The 25,753-nt window shown below is 58.7% G+C and carries 22 protein-coding genes; 5 read left to right on the plus strand and 17 right to left on the minus strand.

What is annotated here, in order from left to right:
* Window positions 1–97 precede the first annotated feature (97 nt).
* Window positions 98–1,072, plus strand: coding sequence for a porphobilinogen synthase (hemB, locus tag G9Q84_RS25345; protein WP_095186450.1), 975 nt, complete (start codon window positions 98–100; stop codon window positions 1,070–1,072).
* 218 nt (window positions 1,073–1,290) lie between these two features.
* Here hemB and G9Q84_RS25350 read toward each other — a convergent pair whose 3' ends face one another.
* The 5 genes from G9Q84_RS25350 to G9Q84_RS25370 all read right to left on the minus strand — a co-directional run bounded on the left by G9Q84_RS25350 (window position 1,291) and on the right by G9Q84_RS25370 (window position 7,862).
* On the minus strand, window positions 1,291–1,599 hold the full coding sequence (locus G9Q84_RS25350) for a contact-dependent growth inhibition system immunity protein (RefSeq protein ID WP_181644274.1): 309 nt from the start codon (window positions 1,597–1,599) through the stop codon (window positions 1,291–1,293).
* Complete coding sequence (locus tag G9Q84_RS29925; protein ID WP_181644288.1) at window positions 1,596–1,886, minus strand: RNase A-like domain-containing protein; 291 nt, start codon at window positions 1,884–1,886, stop codon at window positions 1,596–1,598. Before G9Q84_RS29925 ends, G9Q84_RS25350 begins: the two co-directional genes overlap by 4 nt.
* Before the next feature lie 16 nt (window positions 1,887–1,902).
* The gene (locus tag G9Q84_RS25360; RefSeq protein ID WP_181644275.1) at window positions 1,903–2,322 is read right to left on the minus strand and encodes a hypothetical protein; all 420 of its coding nucleotides are present in this window, start codon (window positions 2,320–2,322) and stop codon (window positions 1,903–1,905) included.
* A gap of 289 nt (window positions 2,323–2,611) precedes the next feature.
* Window positions 2,612–3,010, minus strand: a complete 399-nt coding sequence (locus G9Q84_RS25365; protein WP_311736088.1) for a hypothetical protein — start codon at window positions 3,008–3,010, stop codon at window positions 2,612–2,614.
* Between the two features lie 25 nt (window positions 3,011–3,035).
* Window positions 3,036–7,862, minus strand: coding sequence for an RHS repeat-associated core domain-containing protein (locus G9Q84_RS25370; protein ID WP_242461482.1), 4,827 nt, complete (start codon window positions 7,860–7,862; stop codon window positions 3,036–3,038).
* A gap of 245 nt (window positions 7,863–8,107) precedes the next feature.
* On the opposite strand from G9Q84_RS25370, the gene G9Q84_RS25375 reads away from it, so the two are divergent.
* The gene (locus G9Q84_RS25375; protein ID WP_095186508.1) at window positions 8,108–9,193 is read left to right on the plus strand and encodes a DUF1615 domain-containing protein; all 1,086 of its coding nucleotides are present in this window, start codon (window positions 8,108–8,110) and stop codon (window positions 9,191–9,193) included.
* On the opposite strand, the gene G9Q84_RS25380 is transcribed toward G9Q84_RS25375, so the two are convergent.
* Window positions 9,194–10,033 (minus strand): DUF4349 domain-containing protein, encoded by an 840-nt coding sequence (locus tag G9Q84_RS25380; protein ID WP_181644276.1) that lies wholly within the window; start codon window positions 10,031–10,033, stop codon window positions 9,194–9,196.
* A gap of 155 nt (window positions 10,034–10,188) precedes the next feature.
* Here G9Q84_RS25380 and G9Q84_RS25385 point away from each other — a divergent pair, with 155 nt between their 5' ends.
* Entirely contained in the window at window positions 10,189–10,611 is a 423-nt protein-coding gene (locus tag G9Q84_RS25385; RefSeq protein ID WP_032886656.1) for a PaaI family thioesterase, read from the plus strand.
* Between the two features lie 40 nt (window positions 10,612–10,651).
* Here G9Q84_RS25385 and G9Q84_RS25390 read toward each other — a convergent pair whose 3' ends face one another.
* Genes G9Q84_RS25390 through G9Q84_RS25400 form a run of 3 tightly spaced genes read right to left on the minus strand, consistent with a single transcriptional unit; the run spans window position 10,652 to window position 13,239 of the window.
* A complete protein-coding gene (locus G9Q84_RS25390) occupies window positions 10,652–11,833 on the minus strand; it encodes an acetyl-CoA C-acetyltransferase (RefSeq protein ID WP_095186510.1) in 1,182 nt (393 codons plus the stop codon).
* A gap of 11 nt (window positions 11,834–11,844) precedes the next feature.
* Entirely contained in the window at window positions 11,845–12,504 is a 660-nt protein-coding gene (locus tag G9Q84_RS25395) for a CoA transferase subunit B (RefSeq protein ID WP_032886654.1), read from the minus strand.
* Window positions 12,505–12,540: 36 nt separating this feature from the next.
* Window positions 12,541–13,239 (minus strand): CoA transferase subunit A, encoded by a 699-nt coding sequence (locus G9Q84_RS25400; RefSeq protein WP_181644277.1) that lies wholly within the window; start codon window positions 13,237–13,239, stop codon window positions 12,541–12,543.
* Window positions 13,240–13,371: 132 nt separating this feature from the next.
* Here G9Q84_RS25400 and G9Q84_RS25405 point away from each other — a divergent pair, with 132 nt between their 5' ends.
* Window positions 13,372–14,277 carry a LysR family transcriptional regulator gene (locus G9Q84_RS25405; protein ID WP_099603180.1) on the plus strand — a complete coding sequence of 302 codons (906 nt, stop codon included), beginning with the start codon at window positions 13,372–13,374 and terminating at the stop codon, window positions 14,275–14,277.
* A gap of 61 nt (window positions 14,278–14,338) precedes the next feature.
* Here the strand turns inward: G9Q84_RS25405 and G9Q84_RS25410 are convergent, their stop codons facing one another.
* The 6 genes from G9Q84_RS25410 to G9Q84_RS25435 all read right to left on the minus strand — a co-directional run bounded on the left by G9Q84_RS25410 (window position 14,339) and on the right by G9Q84_RS25435 (window position 22,119).
* Window positions 14,339–14,668 (minus strand): hypothetical protein, encoded by a 330-nt coding sequence (locus G9Q84_RS25410; protein ID WP_032886651.1) that lies wholly within the window; start codon window positions 14,666–14,668, stop codon window positions 14,339–14,341.
* Between the two features lie 513 nt (window positions 14,669–15,181).
* A complete protein-coding gene (locus G9Q84_RS25415) occupies window positions 15,182–16,027 on the minus strand; it encodes an NAD-dependent protein deacetylase (RefSeq protein ID WP_095186512.1) in 846 nt (281 codons plus the stop codon).
* A gap of 9 nt (window positions 16,028–16,036) precedes the next feature.
* Window positions 16,037–16,477: a CBS domain-containing protein gene (locus tag G9Q84_RS25420; RefSeq protein ID WP_181644278.1), complete on the minus strand. Its 441-nt coding sequence runs from the start codon at window positions 16,475–16,477 to the stop codon at window positions 16,037–16,039.
* Between the two features lie 130 nt (window positions 16,478–16,607).
* A complete protein-coding gene (locus G9Q84_RS25425; protein ID WP_181644279.1) occupies window positions 16,608–18,557 on the minus strand; it encodes a DNA topoisomerase III in 1,950 nt (649 codons plus the stop codon).
* Between the two features lie 227 nt (window positions 18,558–18,784).
* Window positions 18,785–20,407 (minus strand): MFS transporter, encoded by a 1,623-nt coding sequence (locus G9Q84_RS25430; protein ID WP_032886646.1) that lies wholly within the window; start codon window positions 20,405–20,407, stop codon window positions 18,785–18,787.
* A gap of 65 nt (window positions 20,408–20,472) precedes the next feature.
* A complete protein-coding gene (locus G9Q84_RS25435) occupies window positions 20,473–22,119 on the minus strand; it encodes a GMC family oxidoreductase (RefSeq protein WP_099603175.1) in 1,647 nt (548 codons plus the stop codon).
* 129 nt (window positions 22,120–22,248) lie between these two features.
* Here G9Q84_RS25435 and G9Q84_RS25440 point away from each other — a divergent pair, with 129 nt between their 5' ends.
* Window positions 22,249–23,142 carry a LysR family transcriptional regulator gene (locus tag G9Q84_RS25440; protein WP_032886642.1) on the plus strand — a complete coding sequence of 298 codons (894 nt, stop codon included), beginning with the start codon at window positions 22,249–22,251 and terminating at the stop codon, window positions 23,140–23,142.
* Between the two features lie 136 nt (window positions 23,143–23,278).
* On the opposite strand, the gene G9Q84_RS25445 is transcribed toward G9Q84_RS25440, so the two are convergent.
* Complete coding sequence (locus tag G9Q84_RS25445) at window positions 23,279–24,376, minus strand: DNA alkylation repair protein (RefSeq protein WP_122756075.1); 1,098 nt, start codon at window positions 24,374–24,376, stop codon at window positions 23,279–23,281.
* A 22-nt stretch (window positions 24,377–24,398) separates the two neighbouring features.
* Complete coding sequence (locus tag G9Q84_RS25450) at window positions 24,399–25,745, minus strand: glutamine synthetase family protein (protein WP_122753696.1); 1,347 nt, start codon at window positions 25,743–25,745, stop codon at window positions 24,399–24,401.
* Between the last annotated feature and the right edge of the window lie 8 nt (window positions 25,746–25,753).

The raw sequence follows: 25,753 nt of genomic DNA on the forward strand, positions 1-25,753 counted from the left end.
CGTCGCAATACACTGTTGGCCCCTTGGTATTTGTGCTGCCGGGGCCTGGGGGCATAAGCTTTCGCCCCAAAGTTTTAGCCTTTATGTCAGGAAAACCATGACCAGCCAGTTCCCCCAAGCCCGCCCACGCCGCCTGCGCCGCTCTCCGGAGCTGCGTGGTTTGTTCCAGGAAACCGAGTTCACCCTCAACGACCTGGTGCTGCCGATTTTCGTTGAAGAAGAAATCGACGACTTCGTACCGATCACCAGCATGCCGGGTGTGCAGCGCATCCCTGAGAAAAAGCTCGCTGCCGAGATCGAGCGCTATGCCCGTGCCGGTATCAAGTCGGTGATGACCTTTGGCGTGTCTCACCACCTGGACGCCAACGGCAGTGATACCTGGAAAGAACGTGGTCTGGTCTCGCGCATGTCCTCGATCATCAAGGACGCCGTGCCGGAAATGATCGTAATGTCCGACACCTGCTTCTGCGAATACACCGACCACGGCCACTGCGGCGTGATGCACGGCGCCCATGTCGATAATGACGCGACCCTGGTCAATCTCGGCAAACAAGCCGTAGCCGCCGCCCGCGCCGGCGCCGACGTGATCGCCCCGTCGGCCGCCATGGACGGCCAGGTCCAGGCCATCCGCCGCGCGCTGGATGACGCCGGTTTCATCCATATTCCGATCATGGCCTACTCCACCAAATTCGCCTCGGCCCTCTACGGCCCATTCCGCGAAGCCGGCGGCAGCGCCCTCAAAGGCGACCGAAAGAGTTACCAGATGAACCCCATGAACCGCCGCGAAGCCGTGCGCGAATCGCTGCTCGACGAACAGGAAGGCGCTGACGCTCTGATGGTCAAACCGGCCGGTGCCTACCTCGACATCATCCGCGACATCCGCGAAGCCTCACGTCTGCCGGTGGCGGCTTACCAGGTGAGCGGTGAGTACGCGATGATCAAGTTTGGTGCCCAGGCGGGTGCGATCGATGAGGATCGGGTGGTGCGTGAGACGTTGGGTTCGATCAAGCGCGCGGGTGCGGATTTGATCTTTACTTACTTTGCGATGGACTTGGCGTTGGCTGGGATCTGAGGGCGGCGTTTAACACTGTGCGAAGCAACCTCTTGATGTGGCGAGCGAACTTGCTCGCGTTGGGCTGCGTAGCAGCCCCCCATACCGACACTACCGATCTACCTGAAGAACTGCAGTGTCATAACCCGGGCCGCTTCGCGGCCCGTATTAGCAGATCTTTCTAATTAATCAGGTTGTTTAAGGCTTTCACTACTTCATAAATTGATATTTAGGTCGAATTATTTTTCGAGTAAGTAATTATCAAACTTTCGGATCACATGCTCCAGCCATAGTGGCCCGGTTGCCCATTGATAGGGGTAGTAATAGAAGCAATATTGTTCGTGCAATAGATTTTCCTGGAATTCTGATTCATTCGTATAAGAAGCGATAAGGTCTAAGATTTCATTTCGCACCGTAAATATTAAATCTTTAGACGATTCGAGCAGAAACGTGTCGATTACCTCGTCTGCCGAAGCATGATCTTCCGGCCAGTCTTGATTGAAATAGCCACCGAAAAATTGCTGAAGCTCAGTTAATTGGTTGTTCATTTTTCTATTGGATATCCAGTTAGGAGGAGGTAACCATCCGGCATTTTAGATTTGCGCTTCAGAACTAATATGAATTTATAGACGGATACTGACTCTGTTGTGCCTTTTATTAAACTGAGTCCTACCGTCTGGGTCGAGTGTTCTCTAATAATGTGTTTTTCTTTATTTCCTTTCAAAAATTTTGATATTTCCTCGTGGCGAGCAATCAAGGTTTTAGAAACAAGGCTTTCTGCTTCTTCTAAAGTTCTGAATGTCGATGCTGCTGGTATATTTGGCTCTAAATCTATTGCGCTCGCTGGCGTATCACCAAGTCGATTGGTCTTCGAAGTTTGCCTTTTGCAAGTCTTTTTTCCATATGTCGATGGCTAAACGGTAGATTTCTGAGAAAAAAACTCGGGGGTTATCTATCTGGTTTTCATCCCAAGCCATTGTTGAATGGTCCTCTGGGTTATCCTCAAAGTATGAGTGGAAATTGTAGTTTTTGGTATTTAAAGCGAGCGATAAAGTTTCCACTAATTTGTATCTGTGGCGATAAGAGAGTTTGTTGTACGGATCTAGGCAGTATTTCAGTATGAGGTTTTCCCTGTCTTCAATATTGTTGGGGTCGTAGGGGGCGAGCTCTTTTCCCTTAGTTTCTTCTTGGTCGTAAATATCAAAAATCCCCACGAAATAGTACAAGCTGGCGTCGAAAGGTATTTGGTCTGAAGAAGGGTGAAATAGCATTTGTTCCTCCTTGATAGGATATAGTGTAAAAGGCGTACCGATTTTACTTGTTGAGTCGGATGATTATGGCGTTGGCAAAGCGTGGATTTGACGTCACACGGGGCGAACTCGGCGGATGGGCCTTTGTAGTGAGCAGGCTTGCCCTGCGCTGGGCTGCGAGCAGCCCCTAACTTGGCGACGCCGTTCCACCTGAGCGCCGCATCGTCCTTAGGGGGCGCTTCGCAGCCCGGCGCAGGGCAAGCCTGCTCACCACAGCGACTGCGATTTGTCAGTGGGAGTGGCGGTGTTGTTACCAAGTTGATGGGTCTTCGAGGCTGGCTTTTTGGAGGTCGTCTTTCCAGATTTCATTAGCTAGACGATAGATGTCTGCGAAGAAGCCTCGGGGGTTTTCTATTTCCGTTTCATCCCAAGCCATAGTTATATGTTCTTCATGATCGCTTTCGAATTCTTTAGCGAAGTCAAAGTCGGGTTTTTCGAGTGCCTCTTTTAATGCAGATATCAATATGAAGCGATGTCTATATGATAGATATATAAGTTCTTTGAGAATATAGGAGCTTATGATTGTTTCTCTGTCTGTTTTATTATTGGGATCGTATTTCCGTAATTCTTTTCCAATAGTGTCCTCGAGGTCGTATATCGATAGCGCTCCTAATATATGAGAGATATTTGGGACGTAAGGGGTGTTCATAAATGGGCATTTAAGCATTGCTTACTCACTTAGGAAATGCGGTAAATGGTCGAGTTGGATTTTTTCTATCAAATCTGATCTCCGCTTTGTCCATGCTCTCAATGTACCTAGGATTATTTTTGTCCCTGCTGTTGGGTTTGTAGCCTCGTCCAGCGTCGGGTAACTCAACCACCACCACTGGGTTGCCCTTCATGTCAATTCCTGTAGGCGATGGCGAGTTGCCCTGCATCCTGCCTAGCGCTTTATTTATAGCGTGAAGCTGCATTTTCCAAGATTTAAATTGGGAACTGGAGTTAATTTGTGCTCTCTTCCCAGTGGTTGGATTTGTGCCGTCGATGGATCGTTGCTTCAAAGCATGGTCTGGTATCTCTGGACCATGCTTTTCAGCAGCGTGCATGTTGTACTCTTGCTCCCAATTCAGCACTTTTCGTTTCGCATTTGCTTGTGTCAGTTCGTCTATTTTTGCCTGTCGTTCAGTCCGAGCGAGTTGGGGCAGGGCGGGGGTACCCTCATTGGCGCTCGGCTTCGGATGGGCAGAAGTCGCATTAGGTTCACATCTGTCGTTAGGACAAGTACTCAATCCCAGCGGATCCACCCACCCCGTAGGATTAGGCACGTACTGGTACGCGTTGATCCCCCCCGCCAACTTCACCGGATCCGGCGTCAGGTAACGACCAACATCCGGATTGTAGTAGCGATGCCGGTTGTAATGCAGCCCGCTTTCCTGATCAAAGTATTGACCCTGAAAGCGCAGCGGATTGTCGATTTTGCCTCTGTCGAGACGGCTGATCTGGCCGTAGGCGCGGTAGTGCGCGGACCAGACGATTTCGCCGTTCGGATCGGTCAGTTCCTGCGGTGTGCCGAGGTGGTCGAGTTGGTAGTGGTAGGGCTTGGTTTCCTCAGGACCCAAGCCTTCCAGCAGTGCCAACGGGCGGAAGCTGTCGGGTTCGTAGACATAGCTGCGGTGGCTATCCGCACGATGCTCGGCAATCAGCTTGTCGCCTTGCCAGAAAAACTCCGTGGTTAAACCGTCGACGGTTTTGCTGATACGCCGCCCGAACGGGTCATAGCGGTAGCTGGCGGTTTGGCCGTTAGGCTGGGTAATGCCAATCAACCGGTGTTGGCAGTCGTAGCGGTATTCGGTGACCAGCGCGTGCCCACGGCCGCGCCGTTCGCGGATGAGGTTGCCGAAGGCGTCGTAGTCGTAATGCCGGTCGCCTTGGATCATCAGGCGGTTGCCGGCAACGATGTCGGGGCCGGGGCGGTCGTGCATGAGCAGGTTGCCGGCCGGGTTGTGGCCGAAGCGTTCCTGTAGGTCTTGGGAGTGATCGGCGCGGGTGAGGCGGCCTAGTGGGTCGTAGTGGTAGTGGTGTTCGCCTTTGCGGGTGTCGAGCAGGCGGGTGAGGTTGCCGGATCTGTCGTAGTCGTATTGGCGTTGGAGCAGGTGGTGTTCTTGCTGCGTTACGGCATGGGCGTGCAGGCGGTGTTGGTCGTCGTAGTGGTAGTGGCTGAGCAGTTGGCCTTGTTGGCGTTGGTGTTCCTGGCCGGCTTTGAACAGGTGCGAAGTGAGGGTTTTGCCGTTGAGTTCGACGGTGGCGAGGTGGCCGCCTTTGCTGTGGTTGAAGGTGAGGCGGTTGTTGTCCGGCAGGCGCAGGTGTTGAAGTTGGCCGCAGGCGTCGTAGCCATAACGCAAGGTGCCCCAGCCTTGATGCTCGGCGGTGAGGCGGTTTTGCTGGTCGTACTCGTAGGCCAGCGCCCAGTGGCCGTCGTCGACGCTGAGGAGATTGCCTTGGCGGTCGTAGGCGTAATCGGTCTTGCTGCCGTCGGGTAGCGTTTTTCTTACGAGGCGTCCGGCGTAATCGCGTTCATAACGCGTGACGAGCTGACTGCCGTCGTCGCCGTGTTCGGTTTTTTCCTGCAGGTTGCCGTTGAGGTCGTAGACGTAGGCGGTACGTTGCCCATCAAACCCGACTTCCTGCTGGATCAGGCCGTTGGGGTGGTAATCCAGCCGGTAGGTTTCGCCGACTTCGTTTTCAATTTCGGTCAGCAGTAGACGGACGTTGTCGTAGCGATAGTTGACCTGAGTGCCATCGGCGTTGATGCGACGGCTGATCAGGTGCAGGCCGTCGGCGTATTCGTAACGGGTAATGCGCCCCAATTCATCGCGTTCGGCGGTGATTTTTCCGTAGGGGTTGTAGCTGTATTCCCGCGTTGCGCCGCCGGGCAGGACAATACGAACCAATCGACCGACTGCATCCCACTGATACTGGGTCAGCGCGCCATGTTCATCCTCGCGGGCAATCTGCCGGCCCAGGTCGTCGTAGCGATAACGCTTGATCCCACCATTGGGCAGTTGCTCTTCAACTCGTTGGCCGCGTTCATTCCACACCAACCGCTGACAACTGTGATCGGGATGCCAAACGCCAATCAGTTGCCCGTATTTGTTGTAGCTGTAGTCGGTGATATGGCCGTCGGGATCGGTCCTACGGGTAACGTCGCCCTGGTCGTTACGCTCGTACTTCCAGACCGCTGAGCCACGCCTTACAACCCGTACGAAGCCATTGTCATGCTCGTAGGACGTTGGCTCATCGTCTCCAGGAAAGAGCGCCACCAAACGTCCGGCATCGTCGTACTGATACGCCGTTACTGCACCGAGCGGATCCTGCTCGACCGTCAGTCGACCCTGGGCATCGTAGGATTTGAAATGCTTAGCGCCGTCCGGATCGATGCGCTGCACCAGCCGTGCGCGGTCGTCGTGGACGTAAATTTCCTGGCTATCATCGGCGTTGTGAACGACAACACTGCCGTCGTCCCCCCAGACATACCGCGTATCCATCTGCGAAAAACTGGCCCAATGCCGGACACATCGCGCCGCTTTGCCGGACCGTTCCCACGCCCAAAAGAAACTCGCCCCACCGGCCAGACCGCGCTCAAGAATCACGTGCTGATCGTCGTAGCGGTAAACCTCGCTTTCGCCTACCGCATTGGTCGCCGAGACCAATCGGCCAATGTCGTCATAGGCGTAGGAAACAACACTCTGTTCAGTGATCCAGGCGTAAGGCTCAAGTCCCTTGGCCCGCTGAACCTGGTAGTCCACCGCCATGATGCGGCCCGACTCGTAACGCAAGAACAGCGAAGAACCCGCACCGTTATCCAGCCGTTCAATGCGCCCTGAAAAGTCTCGGGAAATCCGCAGCCGGTTGTCGTACGCATCACTGATCGAGACCAACGCCCCGTTGCGAAAGTGATAAAACCGCGACGCCTGGGCCAACACCAACTCATCCGGCGACGCGCCTAAATAGATCGCTGCTTCGGCCAGGCTGTTGGTGATCGAGGGGCGAGCCACCGTTGGCAAGGGCAGGGTGGTCGAACGGTTTTCATGGTCCGTCCACGTCACGGAATCGCCTGACACAACAAGCCGATGCGCCAGCGAATGACTCCATCCAAACCCCAGCCCACAATCCACTTCCACCGCACTGGTGCGATACAACCGCGTCCACTCGAACGGCAAAATCCCGTCCAACGTGCCATCGGTGAGCGTGAGCAATTCCTCCCCGGTAACCATCGACACGGGGCAGCCGTTGGTTACCGTCTTATTCGAAGAAGCCGCCGCATCGCCCTTCGGATTCGTCGATACAGCAGGCACGTCATCGACAGGCTCCTGCCTGACCAACGCCGTCTTCTGTCTCCTGTTACGAACCGCCGGCACCGGGTTGGAAATCAACTGATCCCCAGCCTTCAACGGTGCAACCGGCACCGCCTTGATCGGCGTCGCCGCACTGCTCAACAACAACGGCTTGAGCGCCTCGGCATGGGCATCCAGCTTCGGCCCCACAAGCTGCTTGGCCAGCAACTCCAATAACGCCCGCGCGCGGCCGGATTTGATCGAACTCAGCGTCTGCGCACCCACGCGTACCGCCACACCTGTGCCCGCCGTCGCCCACATCAGCAGCAGGTTGATCAGCACTTCACCGGTGATCTCGCCCAGTAATTCATACATGTCTGGCGGCGGTAGCAGACGTATCCAACTGACGATCGCCGAGACATAGATGAACAGCAGTGGCTCATCGCTCAGCACCAGCAAGCCCTTGGCAATCGCGTCTGCACCCTGTTTCAGCAGCTCATCAAGCTCGGCCTGGGAGAGGTAGTGCAGCAGCTTCTCGCTATTCGCTTTGAGATCGGCGAGCAGGTCATAGAGCTGGGTGATGTTGTCCCACAGGTTGTAGAGCGCATTGGCCATCCCGGTTGAAAACGCCACGCCCTGCATCGCGCTGCGTTCCAAGGGTGTGGCGTTGGCAAAGTCTTGCCATTGGAGTTGGAACGTCTCCGTCCACTCATCCCGCAGACGACCCTCCAACCCCGCAATCACCGTCTGATAAGACGCATACAGCGCCTTGACGTGATCCTTGGAAACGTTGGGATAGAAGGTGATTTGGTAGAGCTGGTTGCGATCACACTCGGTGATTTCGAGGATGCCGCTGGGGCCGATGGTTCGATACAGCGGCAGACCCATCGGGCTGCCGTCCGCCGCGATGGCTTGCAGCATCACCGGCGTATTGCCGATAGGCACGAAGCGCGTGCTTTCGAACATATGCACCAAGGTCAACGAGCCTTGGGCACTGCACATCGCAACTGTTTTGCTCGGGGCTTTGGAAGAAACCGGCGCGACCAGCGCCACCTCGCCCCCCACCTTGAAGACCTGCTCGACGTCCAATGCCGAACCGCTCCAGAAGCTTTCGGCCCAGGTATCAAAGGTGTTCAGGCAATGACGGAAGTCCCCAAAGACGCGCTCAACATCCGGCGCCTCGGGATCCATGGGTGCCAGGACAAAGCTGGCAATGACGGGAATCAAAAGACAGCCCCATCAGTTGGGGCCTTAACGAAAAAAACCATCTGCAATCCCTCGCACTGTGTATTCAGGCGAGGGACTTTGCAGGCGTTTTCCGCAGCGGGGAGTAGCGCTTATCCGGCGCTTGCGTGGGAAGTTTCCGCGGCGTTTCCCCCCCTTCGGTCATACAGCAGGCAGGGACGCGAACCCGCGTTAGACTTACCGGTCAATATCCGCAACGCTTGGCCCATCGTCCTCAAGGAAGCCCCATGTCCCCACGCCGCCTGATCCTGTGCCTCATCCCCTTGCTGGTGCTGGCCGGTTGCTCCACTTCACGCGGTCCGCAGCAACCGGAGCGCAGCGAGGCCGAGGTGAAGGCGCAGATCGTGCGTCTGCTTCCAGCCAAGGTGGCGGATCGCAATGGTTGGGCCCAAGACATCTACACCGCTTTCGACACCCAAAAGATCTACCCCAGCACCGAGAATATTTGCGCTGTGCTGGCGGTGACTGAGCAGGAGTCCACTTATCAGGTGGACCCACCCGTGCCCAATATGGGCAAGATCGCCCAGGACGAAATCCTGCGCCGCGCCGGCAAAGTGCATGTGCCGGCCTTCGTGGTGCGCAGCGCGCTGCAATTGAAGTCGCCCACCGGAAAGTCCTACGCCGACCGGTTGAGTGCGGCACGTACGGAGAAAGACCTCAGCGCCATCTTCGACGACTTCATCAGCATGGTGCCCTTGGGCAATACGTTGTTTGGTGGCTTCAACCCTGTGCACACCGCTGGCCCCATGCAGGTCAGCATCGATTTTGCGCAGAAACAGGCGCGGGGTTATCCCTACACGGTGGACGGCACGATTCGTCGGGAGGTCTTCACTCGGCGTGGCGGCATGTACTTTGGCATCGCCCACTTGCTCGGTTATCCGGTGAATTACGACCAGCCGCTGTACCGTTTTGCCGACTTCAACGCGGGCTGGTATGCGAGCCGCAATGCGGCGTTCCAGGCAGCGGTCAGCCGTGCTTCAGGGGCTGAGTTGGCGCTGGATGGGGACTTGATCCGCTATGGATCACTGCTGCCGGGCACCACCGAACTGGCGGTGCGCTCCCTGGGCGCCAAGCTGGACATGCGTAACCCCAGCATCCGCAGCCAACTGGAGCAGGGCGAGCAGTTGGATTTTGAGGACACCACCCTTTACAAGCGTGTATTTGCGTTGGCTGACAAGGCTGCTGGTAAACCGATGCCTCGGGCGATCCTGCCGGGCATCGTGCTCAAGAGTCCAAAGATCACTCGCAACCTGACCACGGCATGGTTTGCCAAGCGGGTGGATGAGCGGTTTCAGCGCTGTATGAAGCGCTGATCACCTTTGTGGCGAGGGGGCCAGAGGACGCTCACTGGCCACAGGACGCCTGCCCCTCACGACAAACTTACGCCACAGCCAAACCCACAACCACACCACCGGGAACGCCAGGATCACGAACGGCAGCACATAGCTGGCGCGTTCCAAGGCATCTGCGGTGCCCTCTACCAGATTAGTCCCCAGGTTGCTGAACATCCGGCTGAAGCGTGAAGCTTGGTTCGCGCCATCGGATGAGCGGAAGTTCAAGGTGACGCGGTTGGTGTCGAGACGACGTTGCTGGCCGGCGGCAATCTGGGCAAGTTCCTGCAGGTCGTTTTCAATGCCGGCCTGTTCCTTGCTCAAGGCGATCAGGTCGCTAACGGTGATGTCCTTGCGCTTGGCCAGTTCGTCGAGACGTTGTTGCTGGGCCTGCAGGCGGGCTTGGCGGCGGTTTACATCGGCAACTGCGTCGGCCAGGTCTTCGGCGGTGGTGATGCGCTGGCCAAGTGTGCCGCCTTCAGCCGCCATGGCGGCTATCGGTTCCACACCCGTTGGTGCGATGCGCAAGATGATCTCGCCACCGCTACCGTCTTCGGTGATACCCAGGATATTGCACGCGCCAAACCTCGCTGTTTCACACGCCTCACGGGTGGCCTGCATCCTCGGCGCGAGCAGGGCGCCGGGCAGGGCCAGGGTCAATTCATGCTCATAGGCCAATTGGGCACCGGCTTTGCCTTGTTCACCGTTGATCACCGTGGCGCGAGAGTGATCCTTGGGCGAGCAGCCGGCCAGGGCCAGGCCGGTCAGCAAGATCAACAGTGGCACGCGAAGCGATTTAAGGTTGCCGTCCGGATGGCGCATTGCAGTTCCTTGAGGTGTGCGGGGAAATTGGCGGCGATTAAAGCGGGTCTGGCGGATTAACGCAAAGCATCGCGCAAGATTTGCGCAACTGATGGTGATGGCTACCGTTTGGAGCGTGGCGTACATGTCAAACCTGACGCCAAGGAAGAACTGCCATGATTGCTCGCGCCGTGCCTGAAGGTTTTGCCCCTCTGCCTCGTAGCAGCCCATTGCTCGACCTGCTTGGCCCTGCGTATTGCCGGGGGGAGGGATTGCAACTGGAAGTCGGCCTGCGCGCCGACAATCGCCACGCCAATGGGCGCGGCACGGTGCATGGCGGGGTCTTGGCAACCCTGGCGGATATCGGCATGGGCTACGCGATGGCGTTTTCCAGTGAGCCGCCGTTGCCGCTGATTACTGCGAGCATGACCGTGGATTACCTGGGAGCGGTGCAGGTGGGCGAGTGGATTACCGTGCGCTTGGAGCATCACAAGCGTGGGCGGCAGATGGCGTTTGGGACGGTGAGTTTGCAGGTGGGGGAGAAGGTTGTGGCGCGGGCGAATGCGGTGTTTGCGGTGCCTCAGTCTGACACCCAATGAAGATCTGATGTGGGAGGGGGGCAAGCCCCCTCCTGCATTATCAGCCGCGTTCGAGGGCGAGGGCTACGCCTTGGCCGCCACCGATGCACAGCGTTGCGAGGCCTTTCTTGGCGTCGCGCTTGATCATTTCATGCAGCAGGGTCACCAGCACGCGGCAGCCTGAAGCGCCGATGGGGTGTCCGATGGCAATGGCGCCGCCGTTGACGTTGACCTTTTCGGCATCCCATTCCAGCTCTTTGCCCACTGCCAACGCTTGAGCGGCGAAGGCTTCGTTGGCTTCGATCAGGTCCAGGTCACTCAGTTTCCAGCCAGCTTTATCCAGGCATCGACGGGTGGCCGAGACCGGGCCGATGCCCATGATCGCCGGGTCGACGCCGGCGTTGGCGTAGCTGGCAATTCGCGCCAATACCGGCAGGCCGAGGGCCTTGGCTTTGTCGGCACTCATCAGCAGCACCGCTGCGGCGCCGTCATTGAGGCTTGAGGCGTTGCCGGCCGTGACGCTGCCGTCTTTCTTGAACGCTGGTTTAAGCTTGGCCAGGGATTCGGCGGTGGTGCCGGCGCGCGGCTGTTCATCCACGGCGAAGGACACGGGGTCGCCCTTGCGCTGGGGGATCAGGATCGGTGTGATTTCGTCCGCAAAGCGCCCGGCTTCGATGGCCGCGCTGGCTTTTTGCTGGGATGCGGCAGCGAAAGCGTCCTGGGCTTCACGGCTGATGTTGTACTTGTCCACCAGGTTTTCGGCGGTGATGCCCATGTGGTAGTCGTTGAACGCATCCCACAGGCCATCGGTGATCATGCTGTCGACCATTTTGGCGTGGCCCATGCGCAAACCGGTACGTGCCGCGGGCAATACGTACGGGGCAAGGCTCATGTTCTCCATGCCGCCGGCGATGATCACGTCCGCGTCGCCGCAACGGATGGCTTGGGCGCCGAGGTGAAGAGCCTTGAGGCCTGAGCCGCAGACCTTGTTCAGGGTCAGGGCGGGCACGGCGTGGGGCAGGCCGGCGAGGATCGACGCCTGGCGCGCCGGGTTCTGGCCTGAGCCTGCGGTAAGTACCTGGCCAAGGATCACTTCATCCACTTGAGCCGGGTCCAGGCCGGTCTGCTCCAGCAGGCGACGGATCACGGCGGCGCCCAGTTCCGGCGCCGGGATGCTGGCCAGGGAACCTTGAAAGCTGCCCACGGCGGTGCGGGTGGCAGCAACAATCACGACGTCTTGCATGGAATCTGTCCTCACTGGAAGTGCATTTCTGGAACGTGGTCCGGGACGATCAGTTTACCGGCGGTCTTGCTCACAATCTCTTCAACGCTGACGCCTGGTGCGCGTTCCTTGAGGACAAAAGCGCCATTTTCGATTTCCAGGTACGCCAGGTCGGTCAGGACACGCTTGATGCAGTTGGCGCCGGTCAGCGGCAGGCTGCACTGGCTGAGCAACTTGGATTCGCCGTCCTTGGACGCGTGAGTCATGATCACGATGATGTTTTCCGCGCCTGCCACCAGGTCCATGGCGCCGCCCATGCCTTTGACCAATTTGCCAGGGATCATCCACGAGGCGATGTTGCCGTGTACGTCGACTTCAAACGCGCCAAGCACGGTGAGGTCGACGTGGCCGCCGCGAATCATCGCGAAAGACTCGGCAGAGGAGAAAATCGACGCGCCGATACGCGCGGTCACGGTTTGCTTGCCGGCGTTGATCATGTCGGCATCGATGGTTTCTTCGGTAGGAAACGGCCCCATGCCCAGCAGGCCGTTTTCCGATTGCAGCATGACTTCCATGCCTTCGGGAATGTAGTTGGCCACCAGGGTCGGAATGCCGATGCCGAGGTTCACGTAGAAACCGTCCTGCATTTCGCGGGCGACGCGTTGGGCCATTTGTTCGCGGGTCAGAGCCATGGTTGTGTTCCTCTTATTCTTAGGGCTGGAGGCAGATTATTTGCGCACGGTGCGCTGTTCGATGCGCTTCTCGAACGTGCCGCAGATGATCCGGTCGACGTAGATGCCAGGGGTGTGGATCTGCGCCGGGTCCAGCTCGCCCGGTTCGACGATTTCCTCGACTTCGACCACGGTGATCTTGCCGGCAGTGGCGGCCAGCGGGTTGAAGTTCTGGGCGGTGTGGCGATAGATGACGTTGCCGAAGTGGTCGGCTTTCCAGCCTTTGACGATGGCGAAGTCGCCGGTGATGGATTCTTCCATCAGGTACGGACGACCATTGAATTCGCGGATTTCCTTGCCCTCGGCGACGGGGGTGCCAACACCGGTGGCGGTGAAGAAGGCCGGGATACCGGCACCGCCTGCGCGCATTTTCTCTGCGAGGGTGCCCTGGGGGGTGAGGACCACTTCAATTTCGCCGCTGAGCAGTTGTTTCTCGAACAGAGCGTTTTCACCCACATAGGAGGCGATCACTTTGCTGATCTGCTTTTCTTCCAGCAGCACGCCCAAGCCGAAACCGTCGACACCGCAGTTGTTGGAAACGACGGTCAGGTCGCGGGTGCCTTTGCGCTTGATCTCGTTGATGAGGTTTTCTGGAATGCCGCACAGGCCAAAACCGCCGGAGAGTACGGTCATGCCGTCTTCCAGGCCTGCCAGCGCTTCTTCATAGGACGCTACGCGTTTATCGAAACCTGCCATATGCACCTCTTTTATTGTGTGTGGTCCAGCCAGTGAACCGAGTGTTGCGCTGACGGATTGATTTGTTAAGTTGTTTTTTAAGGTTGATTGATTTAAAAAACAGCATAGTTCATTCCCCCTCGGAGCAGCGTCATGACCGTTAAGCAGATGCGGGCGTTTCTCGCCGTGGCCCAGAGCCTGAGTTTTGCCGCCGCCTGCGAGCGTTTGCATCTCTCTCAATCGGCGCTGAGCCTGACGATCAAGGGCTTGGAAGAAGGATTGGGTGGCCGCTTGTTCAGCCGTAACACCCGCAACGTTGCACTGACCCCGGAAGGTGAATCCCTGTTGCCCCTGGCGCGCCGGCTGATTGCGGATTGGGATAATGCGGAAGATGAACTGCGCCAACGGTTCACGCTGCAACGCGGTCGGGTCACGGTGGCGGCGATGCCATCGTTTGCAGGCAATTTGCTGCCGCCGATCCTGAAGATATTCCGTGCACGTTACCCCCAAGTGAATGTGACAGTGCATGACTTGATCAATGAGCAAGTGCTGGAGATGGTTCGCGACCGTCAGGTGGAGCTGGGCGTCGCATTTGAGCCGTCGGAAGGCTCGTCTTTGGCATTCACACCGTTGTACTTGGATCGCTTTATTGCCGTAGTGCCGGGTGATTCGCCTTTGGCGCACTGTGCCGAGATCGATTGGGCGACGTTGCTGGAGCAGCCGTTCATCACGTTGCAGCGACCGTCCACGGTACGAGTGATGCTGGAAGAGCACTTGGGCGCCTTGCGGATGAAACTGCCCGTGGCGCTGGAAAGCCATCAACTGGCAACGGTTGGCAAGATGGTTGCCAATGGCCTCGGCGTCAGCGCCGTGCCTGCGTTGTGTGCCCAGCAGATGGAAGAGGCTGGCGCTCATTGCATCACCTTAAACAGCCCGGTGATTGAGCGGCCGATTGGTGTGCTGACCAAGCCTGGGCATGAGCTGTCGGCGGCGGCGCAAGTATTGTTTGATATTTTTCGGGATGAAGCGGGGAAGGGGCGGTTTCCGGCGTTGTTATAAGGCAGTAATTAAAAAGCCCGCTCGAACTAACGAGCGGGCTTTAATATTTAATGCTGAGTGATCAGCAGTATCTATCAATCACTTTTACTTGCGATTGGCCTTTAAGGTTCTGCCATTCGGTATTGAGTGTATGAAAGACCTGCTCGATAAAGTTGCGATCAGCCGCGGCCTTCTTGCCGACATAACCCTGGCCACGGCGGTACACCTTCAGGCGCGCTGCCAGTTCACGGTTATTGCGGTCAAACTCGGCTTCTTCGGTATTGGGCTCCAGGCAGTCAAGTTGCACTTCGCCCGATTTACCAATCCACAAGATATGGTCGTCGAGTGTGTCTTTCTGCGCTGCGAACATCTCAGCCAATTCATCGATAGTTGGTTGGTTGTTCAGATTCATGTGTAAGCCCCTTGACCAGTTGGCGATCTATCAGTTAATTCCGTTAAAACTGCTTAGTTGTCTCCGGTTCTGAAAACCGGGCGTCAGTGACTGTCTGCCGAGTACGGGCAGGGTCTTGAACCTGATGCATGTAGTCTTGCTGATGAACTGCTACGCAATGGTTTCATAACGAAGACAAGCAGCGTTTGAGCTCCTTGTACCCATCCCTCCGGGGTGGGTCAGCTTCATCAATCTGCCTTGTGGGCAGTGCACATCCGGAAAAAACAGCTCGGCGGTCAGACGAGCTCTTTCAAAACGCTTGTTACCAACGCTCCCGATCCGGGAGACGTCTCGATAATGCAAGGACAAAAAGGTTACGTCAACGGTTATGTAGTGATTATTTTTATTCACTACATAAATCGTTGTGGGGACGGGGAAATGCGGGATAACGTGACTTGGGCGTCACTTTTTGGAGGTTTGGTTCGGTCTTCGAAGGCTTTAGTGGCGAGCATCCAGGGGTGAGCGTTCCACACTTCAGATAAGCCGTTCCGCCAGCAAGGGCAGTAATACCTCGCACGATGCTTGGACCTTCATCTGCAACAACTCATCCCCACGGGTCTTGCCCAGGTTGATGGCGATCACCGGTTTGCCTTGCTCGACCATTGCCTTGCACAGACGAAATGCCGAATAGGCCATCAGCGACGATCCCACTACCAGCAACCCCTCGGCATGTTCCACCGCAGCCATCGCTGCGGCGGCCGTCGCCGTGGCGACGTTTTCACCGAAAAACACTACGTCCGGCTTCAGTCGTTGACCGTGGCAATAGGGGCATCGGGGAACTTGGAAGCGCTCTTCAAACGCAGGGTCGAGGAGGGTATCGCCATCCGGCGCTTGAACGGCATCAACGCCCGCCAGATAGGGGTTCTCGGCTTCCATCAACCGTTGGATGACGTTGCGATCACTGCGCTGCTGACAGTCAAGGCATAGCACCCTGTGCAGGCTGCCATGCAGTTCGATCACGTCGTGACTACCGGCTTGGTCATGCAGCGTGTCGACGTTTTGCGTGATCAGCCCGCTGATGCGCTGGCGTTGCTGCAGCGTCGCCAGCGCCATGTGCGCTTTGTTCGGCGTGGCAATGCGTACCCTTGGCCACCCCAACATCGCGCGTGCCCAGTAACGGCGACGAGCCTGTGGCGTGGCCAGGAATTCCTGGTACATCATCGGTGCCTTGCCTCGGCGCACGCCCTCGCTGTCGCGGTAATCGGGAATTCCCGACGACGTACTGATCCCTGCACCGGTCAGCACCAGAAAGCGCCGTTCGGCCATGGCCCGGTGCAGGATGTCGAGGTGGTCTTCCTGGTGTTCCTGGCTGTCGAGCATGGGGTCTCCCTATTCGCCGCGGATGTACTGCTCCAGCTGTTTAATCAGGTCTGCCTGGTCGGCAATGGCTTCCTTCACCAGATCGCCGATGGACAACAGGCCCAACAGCTGACCTTCTTCGACCACAGGTAGGTGGCGAAGGTGACTGTCGGTCATGATATTCATGCACTCATCGACCTTTTTGTGAGGGCCGACGCATATCACCGGCGAACTCATAACTTCATCGACCCGCGTCGTTACCGACGATAGACCTTTGAGAATGAGCTTACGTGCGTAATCGCGCTCGCTGATGATCCCCACCACCACACCTTCCTTGACGACCGGCAAGGCCCCGACGTTTTTCTCCGACATCCGCACCAGCGCTTCAAACACGGTGTGGTCCCATTGGATGGTGTGGACGTCCTGGTTTTTAAGATCCTTGGCTTTGAGTACTTCTGCGACAGTTTTCATGGCGGCCACTCCGGTGTTGTTATCAGGTAGTCAAGGTGCCCTAAAGAATCCTAGACGGCCTGCGCGGGAGCAAGGTCAAAAGCGGCGTTAAACCCGTCGAAAAACGTCATTCGCCGGATTTTTTTGCGGTTTACCCCGCAGTTGTCGGCTTTTTGGCGCGCTTTGGTCCGGTAGCGGTCTTGCGGGGGGCGCTCTTGCGTTTCTTTTTCCACGGGGCTGTGCCTCGACCTGCGGGGCTCGCCGGACCAGTGATGGTCATGCGCATACCATTGCATCGCGCCACTTGTTTGCTCATCCAGGCCGCCTGCTTGGCGACGAACTCTTCCAGGCTCATTTCGCCGCTTTGCACCATGTCCAGCGCTTGTTCCCAGATTGCGGTGGTGCCGGGGTCGGCGATGGCGCGGGGCACTGCGTCGATCAGGCTGAACGCCGCCGGGGTAGCCGACAGCGCCTTGCCGTTCTTCACCAGGTAACCTCGATCAAGCAAACCCTGGATAATCCCGGCGCGGGTCGCTTCAGTGCCGATACCAGTGGTGTCCTTGAGTTTTTGCTTGAGGAGCGGGTCTTCCACCAGTTTGGCGACGTTTTTCATTGCCTTGATCAGGTCGCCTTCGGTAAAGGGTTTGGGCGGCTGAGTCCACAAATCCTTGAGGTTGACCTTGTCCACTGCGTAGTCCTGGCCCTGTGTCAGCGTCGGTAAGGCCTGTGGCGCAGGTGTCTCACGGCCTCTGGTCGGCGCCAACGCTTCGGGCAGGGCGCGCTTCCAGCCAGGCTCTATCACGACTTTGCCGACCGCGCGCAATGCAAAACCTGCGCAGTCGAAATCCGCCTGGGTGCGATCGTATTCGTGGTTGGGCAGGAACTGCGCCAGGTAGCGCGCACGAATCAGCGTGTACACCGCGCGATGTTTACCGGTGAGTTGCCCGACGTCCTTGCCAGCGCCCGTGGGGATGATGCCGTGGTGAGCGCTGACCTTGGCGTCGTTCCAGGCCCGCGAGCGGCGTTGGGGGTCGATATGGGGCATCAGCTCGTTGACTGCCGTATCGGCACGGCCCAGTGCGGCGAGAATCTTTGGTGCGTCGCTGTGTTGGCTCAGCGGCAGGTAGCCGCAATCACTGCGCGGGTAGGTGATGACTTTGTGGGTTTCGTAGAGGGATTGGGCGATGTCCAGGGTTTCCTGGGCGCCGAGGCCGAGCTTCTTGGAGCAGATCTCCTGCAAGGTGCCCAGGTCGAAGGGCAGGGGCGCCACTTCGCGCATGCGTTCGGTTCGCAGTTTTACCAGGCGTGCGCTGGAGGCGCGGGTCATGGCATCGGCGGCTTCTCGGGCAAGTTGCGGGTTCAGGCAGCGGCCTTGGTCGTCGCAGGCATCTTCGGCAGCCCGCCATTGGGCGGTGAAGGTCATGCGTTCGTGGCGCAGGTCCACATCGATGGCCCAATAAGCCACGGGGACGAAATCGGCGATGCTGCGATCGCGGTCCACCACCAGACGCAAAGTCGGGGTTTGCACCCGACCCACCGGCAGCACACCTTGATAACCGGACTGACGCCCAAGGAGCGTAAACAGGCGACTCATGTTCATACCGATCAGCCAGTCGGCGCGGGAGCGGCCCAGGGCCGAGTGATACAGGCTGAACGTCTCTGCACCCGGCTTGAGCGCCGCCAGGGCTTTGCGAATGGAGGCGTCATCCAGTGCCGACAGCCACAAACGCTGGATCGGCCCGCGATAACGACAGTGTTCCACCAGCTCCCGGGCGATCATCTCGCCCTCGCGGTCGGCGTCGGTGGCAATCACCAACTCCTGCGCTTCCCCCAGCAGGCGCTTGACCGCCTTGAACTGGCTGGCGGTCTTGGGCTTGACCAGCATTTTCCATTTTTCCGGGACGATTGGCAGGTCGGCCAGTACCCAGCGCTTGTACTTGGCGTCATAGGCATCGGGCGGAGCGGTTTCCAGCAGATGGCCGATGCACCAGGTGACGGTAACCCCATTGCCCAGCCAGCAGCCGTCGCCCCGGCGACTGGCGCCGAGCACGGCCGCGATGTCCTTGGCCTGGGAGGGTTTTTCACAGAGGTACAGCCGCATGGTCAGCCCATTCGTTACACAGATGAATGGGGAGCAGAATGGGCAAAAGAAGGGATTTGATCAACCTTTATCTGGATGGATATACAGCAAATTATGTGAGCACTGCGAAGCCAATGTGCGAGGGGGGTTGCTCCCGATTGTGGTCTATCAGTCACTGCAACGGTGACGGAACCACTGCTATCGGGAGCAAGTCCCCCTCCCACAGGGGACTGTCGCCGTTCTGTAGATCAGTTGTTATCGATATCCACATGCCGCGTTTCTTTGAGGAAGAACAGCCCGACAATCAGGCTCACCCCGGTAATCACCACCGGGTACCACAAGCCGTAGAAAATATCCCCTGTGTACACCACCAGCGCAAACGACACGGTCGGCAGGAACCCGCCAAACCAGCCGTTACCGATGTGGTATGGCAGTGACATCGAGGTGTAGCGGATACGCGTCGGGAACAGTTCCACCATCAGGGCCGCCAGCGGGCCGTAGCACATGGCCGCGATCAGGATCAGCGCAACGATCAGTACCACCACCATGACTTTGTTGACCTGAGCCACATCCGCCGAAGTCGGGTAACCGGCCAGGGTCACGGCGCCACGCAGGGCTTTTTCGTCAAAACCGTCGATACGCACGTCGCCCACGCTCACCTGCACCGGGCTGCCGGCGGGGGCGGCGGCGCTGCTGTAGGGCAGGCCTTGCTTGACCAGGAAGGTCTTGACCTTGTCGCACGGGCTGTCAAATTTTGCCTTGCCCACGGGGTCGAACTGGAAGGTACAGGTGGCTGGGTCGGCCAGTACGGTGATCGGGGCCTGGGTGCTGGCCTGGTCCATCGCCGGGTTGGTGTAGTGCGCCAGGCTCTTGAAGATCGGGAAGTACAGCAAGGTAGCCAGCAGCAGGCCGAGCATCAGCACCGGCTTGCGCCCGACTTTGTCCGACAGCCAGCCAAAGAAGATAAAGAACGGCGCGCCGATCACCACGCTGATGATCAGCAGCATGTTGGCCAATGCAGGGTCCATCTTCAGGAATTGGGTGAGGAAGAACAGCACGTAAAACTGCGCCGCGTAGAAGGTCACCGCTTGCCCGCCGTTAATGCTGAACAGCGCAATCAGCACGACCTTGAGGTTTTCCCATTTGCCGAAGGACTCGCGGATCGGCGCCTTGCTGGCCTTGCCTTCCTCTTTCATCTTCAGGAAGGCCGGCGACTCGTGCAGGCTCATGCGGATCCAGGTGGAAATGCCCAGCAGTACGATGGAAAACAGGAACGGAATGCGCCAGCCCCACACTTCGAACTGGTCGCCGGTGAAGTAGCGGCAGGCCAGCACCACCAGCAGCGACAGCAGCAGGCCGAGGGTAGCGGTGGACTGAATCCAACTGGTATGGAAGCCACGTTTGCCGGCGGGTGCATGCTCGGCCACATAGGTCGCCGCGCCGCCGTATTCACCGCCCAACGCCAGGCCTTGCAGCATGCGCAGCACGATGAGAATGATCGGCGCCGCAATGCCGATGCTGGCGTAGGTCGGCAGCAAACCGACGCAGAAGGTGGCGACACCCATCAGGATGATAGTCACCAGGAACGTGTACTTGCGCCCAATCATATCGCCCAGACGGCCGAACACCAGCGCGCCGAACGGGCGCACCACAAAGCCGGCTGCAAAGGCCATCAAGGCAAAGATAAATGCCGTGGTGTCGTTGACCCCGGCAAAGAACTGCTTGCTGATCACGGCCGCCAGCGCGCCGTAGAGGAAAAAGTCATACCACTCGAACACCGTCCCAAGGGACGAGGCGAAGATGACCTTTTTGGAGTCGTTGCTGGCGCTCGCGTCTCTCGTCGAGCCCAGGGTTTGAGCGTGTTCTGACATCGGGTAGCCCTCACAGTGATTATTTATTGTTGTTCCACTGTCGGCGCCAGGTTTGGCGCCGCTATTCAGATTGCATGAACCAGTTCTTTCTCCGGGGCGAGACTCCTTGTGTTCGGCGAAAGGATCAGCTGCGCGGCCTTTTCCGCGATCATCAGCGTCGGTGAACAGGTATTGCCGGACGTAATGCGCGGCATGATCGAGGCATCGGCGATGCGCAGGCCGGGCACGCCATGCACCCGCAGTTGCGCATCGACCACGGCGTCTTTGTCGCTGCCCATGCGGCAAGTGCCCACCGGGTGGAAAATCGTGGTGCCGATACGGGCGGCGGCTTCGTGCAGTTCCTCTTCGGTTTGCAGCGAGTCACCGGGCAGATACTCCACCGGCTTGAACTGGCTCAGGGCGGGGGCAGCGACGATGCGTCGGGTCAGGCGAATCGCGTCGGCGGCCACGCGCAAGTCTTGCGGATGGCTGAGGTAGTTGGGTTGTATCAGCGGCGCATCCGCCGGGTTGGCCGAGCGGATATCAATACGGCCACGGCTTTGCGGGCGCAGATCACACACCGAGGCGGTGAATGCCGGGAACGCGTGCAGCGGCTCGCCGAAGCGCTCCAGGGATAGCGGCTGCACGTGGTATTCGAGGTTGGCCGAGGTTTGTTCCGGGCCGGAGCGGGCAAACGCGCCGAGCTGACTGGGCGCCATTGACAGCGGGCCGCTGCGGTCGTACAGGTAGCGCAGTCCCATGCCCATTTTGCCCCACACGGTGCCGGCGATCTGGTTCAGGGTGCGGGCTTTTTCCAGCTTGTAGATCAGCCGCAGTTGCAGGTGATCCTGCAAGTTGCCGCCAACGCCAGGCAGTTCATGCAGCACATCAATGCCCAGAGGCTTGAGTACGCTGGATGGGCCGATGCCTGAACGTTGCAGAATGCCTGGCGAGCCCACGGAACCGGCGCACAGCACGATCTCCTTGCACGCTTTCCAACTCATCTGCTGACCGTTTTGACGCCCGACCACCGCTGAGGCGCGACCGTTTTCCAGGACCACGCGGTCGACTTCGACTTCTGTCAGCACGGTGAGGTTGGGACGTTGGCGGATAGGCTTGAGAAACGCCTTGGCCGCGTTCCAGCGCACGCCGGCTTTCTGGTTGACCTGGAAGTAACCGCAGCCTTCGTTATCGCCCTGGTTGAAGTCATTGATAGCGGCGATGCCGCTTTGCGCTGCCGCCTCACGAAATGCATCCAGGATCGGCCACGACAGGCGCTGCTGCTCGACCCGCCATTCACCGCCGTCGCTGTGGAATTCCGAGCCACCGGCAAAGTGGTTTTCGCTCTGCTTGAACAGTGGCAGCACATCTTTCCAGGCCCAGCCCGGGTTACCTTGCGCCGCCCAGCCGTCGTAATCCTGGGCCTGGCCGCGCATGTAGATCATGCCGTTGATGGACGAGCAGCCGCCCAGCACCTTGCCGCGCGGGTAACTCAGGGCACGGCCTTGCAGGCCTTCCTGGGCTTCGGTCTTGAAGCACCAGTCGGTGCGTGGGTTGCCGATGCAGAAGAGGTAGCCGACGGGGATGTGGATCCAGGGGTAATTGTCGCGGCCACCGGCTTCGAGCAGGAGCACGCGGTGGGCAGGGTTGGCGGACAGTCGATTGGCCAGCAGGCAGCCTGCGGGGCCGGCACCTACTACCACGTAATCGTATTGTGCAGCTGCAATGGGCATCTGAGGCCTCGCTTGTTTTTCTTATTGGTTCCATCCTAGTTGTTAGTTTTCGTCTTAAAAATGTTAGTTTTTACCCAGCTGCTGTGCGTTTTTAAACAGCGTTGCCCTGGCTGATTGAATGGAGGCGATATGTTCGACTGGAACGACCTACGGTTCTTTCTTGAGCTCCAACGCAGTGGTCGTCTGCTTACTGCCGCGCAGCGCCTGAAAACCACCCACGCCACCGTGGCCAGGCATATCGAGGCCATCGAAAAAAGCCTCGGCACCGCGCTGTTCGTGCAGCACGCCCAGGGCTACGAACTGACGCCTTCCGGCGAGGCCCTGCTCAAACACGCTGAAGCCATGGAAAACGTTGCGCTGCTGGCCGAAGACGAACTCACGCATTCCGCCGCGCCGCTGGGCAAGATCCGCCTCGGCGTGGCTGAAGGCCTGGGCGTGATGTTTCTCGCCAGTCGCATGGGCGGGCTGTTTGAACGTTATCCGGGATTGGAAGTGGAACTGGTGGCGGTGCCGCGCTTTGTCAGCATCCTCAATCGCGAAGCGGAAATCAGCATCCACCTCGAACGCCCCAGCGTCGACCAACTGGTCACCCGCAAACTCACCGATTACCGCCTGGCCCTTTACGCCAGCCGCGCTTACCTGGACCGCAACCCTGCCATCGAAAAACGCGAAGACCTCGCTGCCCATTCCTGGATCGATTACGTCGACGACCTGTTGTTCAGCCAGGAGCTGAAATTCCTCAGCAGCTTCTGCCGTAACCCCAAAGTGGTGTTTCACAGCACCAGCGTGATCGCACAACACCAGGCTGCGCGCTCCGGATTGGGCATTGCGGTGTTGCCGTGCTTCATGGCTGCCGGCGATCCGGAGTTGGTGGCGTTGCTGCCGGGGGAGGGGATCCAGCGCAGCTACTGGATCAGCTCGCGCAGGGAACTGCACAAGTCGGTGCGGCTGCGGGTGTTGTGGGATTACGTGGTGGAGTTGTGCGCGCGGGAGCAGCCACTGTTGCTCGGCGAGTCGACCTGAAGAAACCGAAGCAAAACTGTGGGAGTGGGCTTGCTCTCGGTAGCGGTGGGCCGGTCGCCAGATGGGCTGGCTGACACACCGCTATCGGGGGCAAGCCCCTTCCCACATTGATCGGCGGTGTTGGCTAAACATCGGGTTAATCGCGCAATTCGAATTCAGCGCTGCCGAGCCTTTCTCCATTCACCATGACATGCACCCTATGCCGACCGGGATAGTGCTTGCGTGTAGTCAGTTCACGAATATGTTGCTCGCGGCGCAGGCTGTGTCGTTCTCCCGCGCCCAGCGTAAACGCCTTGAGCTTGAACACCTTGCTCGCGCTATGCCCGGCGCTTTTTACATAGTCGATGGCGTAATCCACCACCAGTTTTTGCGCACTGGCCGCGGTGGATTCCAGGCTGAACGACAGGTTAATCCGCTCGCCCAGATTGATCACCGCCGGCGTCACGCTCAAGTTATGGAGCGTCACCTCGGCCCTGGCGCCGGCGCCCATGATGGTCAGCGCACGGGTGTTGCCCTGTTTGATCAGGCTGCGCAGCGCATGACGTGCAATCCAGGCAGTGTGCGGGTTATCCAGGTTCCAGCCTTCGATCAGGCTGAGCACCCATTCCGGATGGTCCTTGGTGATGTCGTTGAGGTGATTGGCCACGGACTTGCGCACGTAGAGGCTCGGATCGGCCTTTAGGTTGTCGAGGATCGAGGCGCATAACGCTGGGTTGGCCTGCACTTCGGTCAGGCGAAACGACCATGGCAAACGGGGCCGCGAGCCTTCGCTGGCCAGGCGGCGTACGTGGTCGTTGTCATCCAGGGACCACGCCTGCATCACTGCCAGGGAGCGTTCGAAGTCGTGCAGCAAGAAGTGTCTTATCGCGAACTCGGCCGAGCCAAAGGTGGTGAAGTACTTGAGCGCCGCCATGGAGCGCTCGAAGTCAGCCAGGCCGTAACTTGCCACGTAGTGCGGTAGAAACAGGCTGACAAATCCACTGTTCAGGCGTGGCGCCAGGGCGTAAAGCAGCTTGAGGCTTTTGGGGTAATCCAGGGGGATCACCGTGTGCAGGCTTTCGCTGACCCGTGCCATGCGCTGCATCACCGACAACTCGTCCAGCCCGGCGGTGGCGTGTTTGAGGAAACCTTTGGCGTCGAACGCGGGATACACCGCCGTCATTTCAGTGGCGATGTGTTGCAGGCGTTCGACGTTGAAGATTTCCTTGAGGGCCGGGGCGCTTTGGTCGGTCATCGGTGATTCCATGGCGGTTGAGTCAGAGAAACCAGCGGTATTCCCGCGCGTGGATCTCTTGCTGGAAGGCCAGGTGATCCTGGCGTTTGTTCTCGCAGTACACGTCGACAAATTCGGCGCCCAGCTTATCGCGCAATACTGGCTGATGCTGCATGGCGCGCACGGCATCAAGCATTTCCACTGGGAAGTCGGTGCCGCTGGCGCGGTCCTCGTTCAGTGGCGCGATGGGCTCCTGTTTGGCTTCCAGGCCATGTTCCAAACCGACGAGGATCGCCGCCAGCACCAAATACGGGTTGGCGTCGGCGCTGGCCAGGCGATGTTCGATGCGCAGGTTGCGTGGGTCAGACTCAGGGATGCGCACGCACGCGTCGCGGTCCTCAAACCCCCAGCAGGCGCGGGTGGCAGCGTTGACCGTGCCGCCCAGGCGGCGGAAAGCGTTGTGGTTGGGCGAGAAGATCGGCATGCAGTGGGGCAGTAATTCCAGGCAGCCGGCCACCGCATGGCGCAGCGGTTGTTGCTGATGCGCCGCCAGCAGGTTGTTGCCCGCGCCGTCGTAGAGGCTGACATGCACGTGCATGCCGCTGCCGGGAAATTGCAGGTAGGGCTTGGCCATGAAACTGGCGCGGTAGCCGTGTTTGAGTGCCACGCCCCGGGTGCTGCGACAGAACAGGGCGGCCCAGTCGGCGGCGCGCAGGCCGTCGTCGAGGTGGCCGAAGTTGATCTCGAACTGACCGGGGCCGAGTTCGGCGGTGATCACCGTGATGTCGATGCCCTGGTCCTTGGCGGTCTGTGCCATATCGTCGAGTACATCGTTGAAGCGTGACAGCCGTTCGATATGCAGGTTGGGCTGGTCGTCGGCGTCATCGCTCAGTGGGTCACGGGCAAATTGCGGCAGGCCGTTGTCGAGTTTCTTGTCGAATAGATAGAACTCCAGCTCGAAGGCCACCACCGGGTGAATACCTTTGTGGTGCAGGCGTTCCAACACCTTGGCCAAGACTTCGCGAGGTTCGAACTCGATCGGCGCGTCGGTACCGTCCGAGGTGATCAACATCTGGCCCAAGGGCTGCGATTCCCAGTTCACCGGCTTGAGCGTGCCCGGCACCAGGCGGCGGTTGGCGTCTGGGTCGCCGTCGTTGAAGCAGTAATCGCCGATCTTGAACAACCCGCCCTGGGCGCCCAGCAGCACCGCGTTCTGTGGCAACTTCAGCGGGCTGCCGGAGGCGACCTTTTCCAGCATTTCTATGGGATAACGCTTGCCGTAGAAATGCCCGGGGATGTCCAGGGCGATCAGGTCGACGTAGCGCACGTCGGGGTGGTTCTGGCGAAAGGTCCGTACTTCGGCCAGTAACGTGGCGGCATGGCTTTTCACGGGTGCAG

Origin of the sequence: Pseudomonas sivasensis, assembly GCF_013778505.1 — a bacterium.
Taxonomy (GTDB): domain Bacteria; phylum Pseudomonadota; class Gammaproteobacteria; order Pseudomonadales; family Pseudomonadaceae; genus Aquipseudomonas; species Aquipseudomonas sivasensis.

Bases quoted from the DNA above. Each gene is read 5' to 3' on its own strand.
- G9Q84_RS25385 (WP_032886656.1), top strand. From the start codon at position 10,189: ATGATTGCTCGCGCCGTGCCTGAAGGTTTTGCCCCTCTGCCTCGTAGC.
- hemB (WP_095186450.1), top strand. From the start codon at position 98: ATGACCAGCCAGTTCCCCCAAGCCCGCCCACGCCGCCTGCGCCGCTCT.
- G9Q84_RS25430 (WP_032886646.1), bottom strand. From the start codon at position 20,407: ATGTCAGAACACGCTCAAACCCTGGGCTCGACGAGAGACGCGAGCGCC.
- G9Q84_RS25395 (WP_032886654.1), bottom strand. From the start codon at position 12,504: ATGGCTCTGACCCGCGAACAAATGGCCCAACGCGTCGCCCGCGAAATG.
- G9Q84_RS25410 (WP_032886651.1), bottom strand. From the start codon at position 14,668: ATGAATCTGAACAACCAACCAACTATCGATGAATTGGCTGAGATGTTC.
- G9Q84_RS25405 (WP_099603180.1), top strand. From the start codon at position 13,372: ATGACCGTTAAGCAGATGCGGGCGTTTCTCGCCGTGGCCCAGAGCCTG.
- G9Q84_RS25445 (WP_122756075.1), bottom strand. From the start codon at position 24,376: ATGACCGACCAAAGCGCCCCGGCCCTCAAGGAAATCTTCAACGTCGAA.
- G9Q84_RS25425 (WP_181644279.1), bottom strand. From the start codon at position 18,557: ATGCGGCTGTACCTCTGTGAAAAACCCTCCCAGGCCAAGGACATCGCG.
- G9Q84_RS25350 (WP_181644274.1), bottom strand. From the start codon at position 1,599: ATGAACAACCAATTAACTGAGCTTCAGCAATTTTTCGGTGGCTATTTC.
- G9Q84_RS25440 (WP_032886642.1), top strand. From the start codon at position 22,249: ATGTTCGACTGGAACGACCTACGGTTCTTTCTTGAGCTCCAACGCAGT.
- G9Q84_RS25415 (WP_095186512.1), bottom strand. From the start codon at position 16,027: ATGCTCGACAGCCAGGAACACCAGGAAGACCACCTCGACATCCTGCAC.
- G9Q84_RS25360 (WP_181644275.1), bottom strand. From the start codon at position 2,322: ATGCTATTTCACCCTTCTTCAGACCAAATACCTTTCGACGCCAGCTTG.
- G9Q84_RS25375 (WP_095186508.1), top strand. From the start codon at position 8,108: ATGTCCCCACGCCGCCTGATCCTGTGCCTCATCCCCTTGCTGGTGCTG.
- G9Q84_RS25420 (WP_181644278.1), bottom strand. From the start codon at position 16,477: ATGAAAACTGTCGCAGAAGTACTCAAAGCCAAGGATCTTAAAAACCAG.
- G9Q84_RS25380 (WP_181644276.1), bottom strand. From the start codon at position 10,033: ATGCGCCATCCGGACGGCAACCTTAAATCGCTTCGCGTGCCACTGTTG.
- G9Q84_RS25435 (WP_099603175.1), bottom strand. From the start codon at position 22,119: ATGCCCATTGCAGCTGCACAATACGATTACGTGGTAGTAGGTGCCGGC.
- G9Q84_RS25390 (WP_095186510.1), bottom strand. From the start codon at position 11,833: ATGCAAGACGTCGTGATTGTTGCTGCCACCCGCACCGCCGTGGGCAGC.
- G9Q84_RS25365 (WP_311736088.1), bottom strand. From the start codon at position 3,010: ATGAACACCCCTTACGTCCCAAATATCTCTCATATATTAGGAGCGCTA.
- G9Q84_RS25400 (WP_181644277.1), bottom strand. From the start codon at position 13,239: ATGGCAGGTTTCGATAAACGCGTAGCGTCCTATGAAGAAGCGCTGGCA.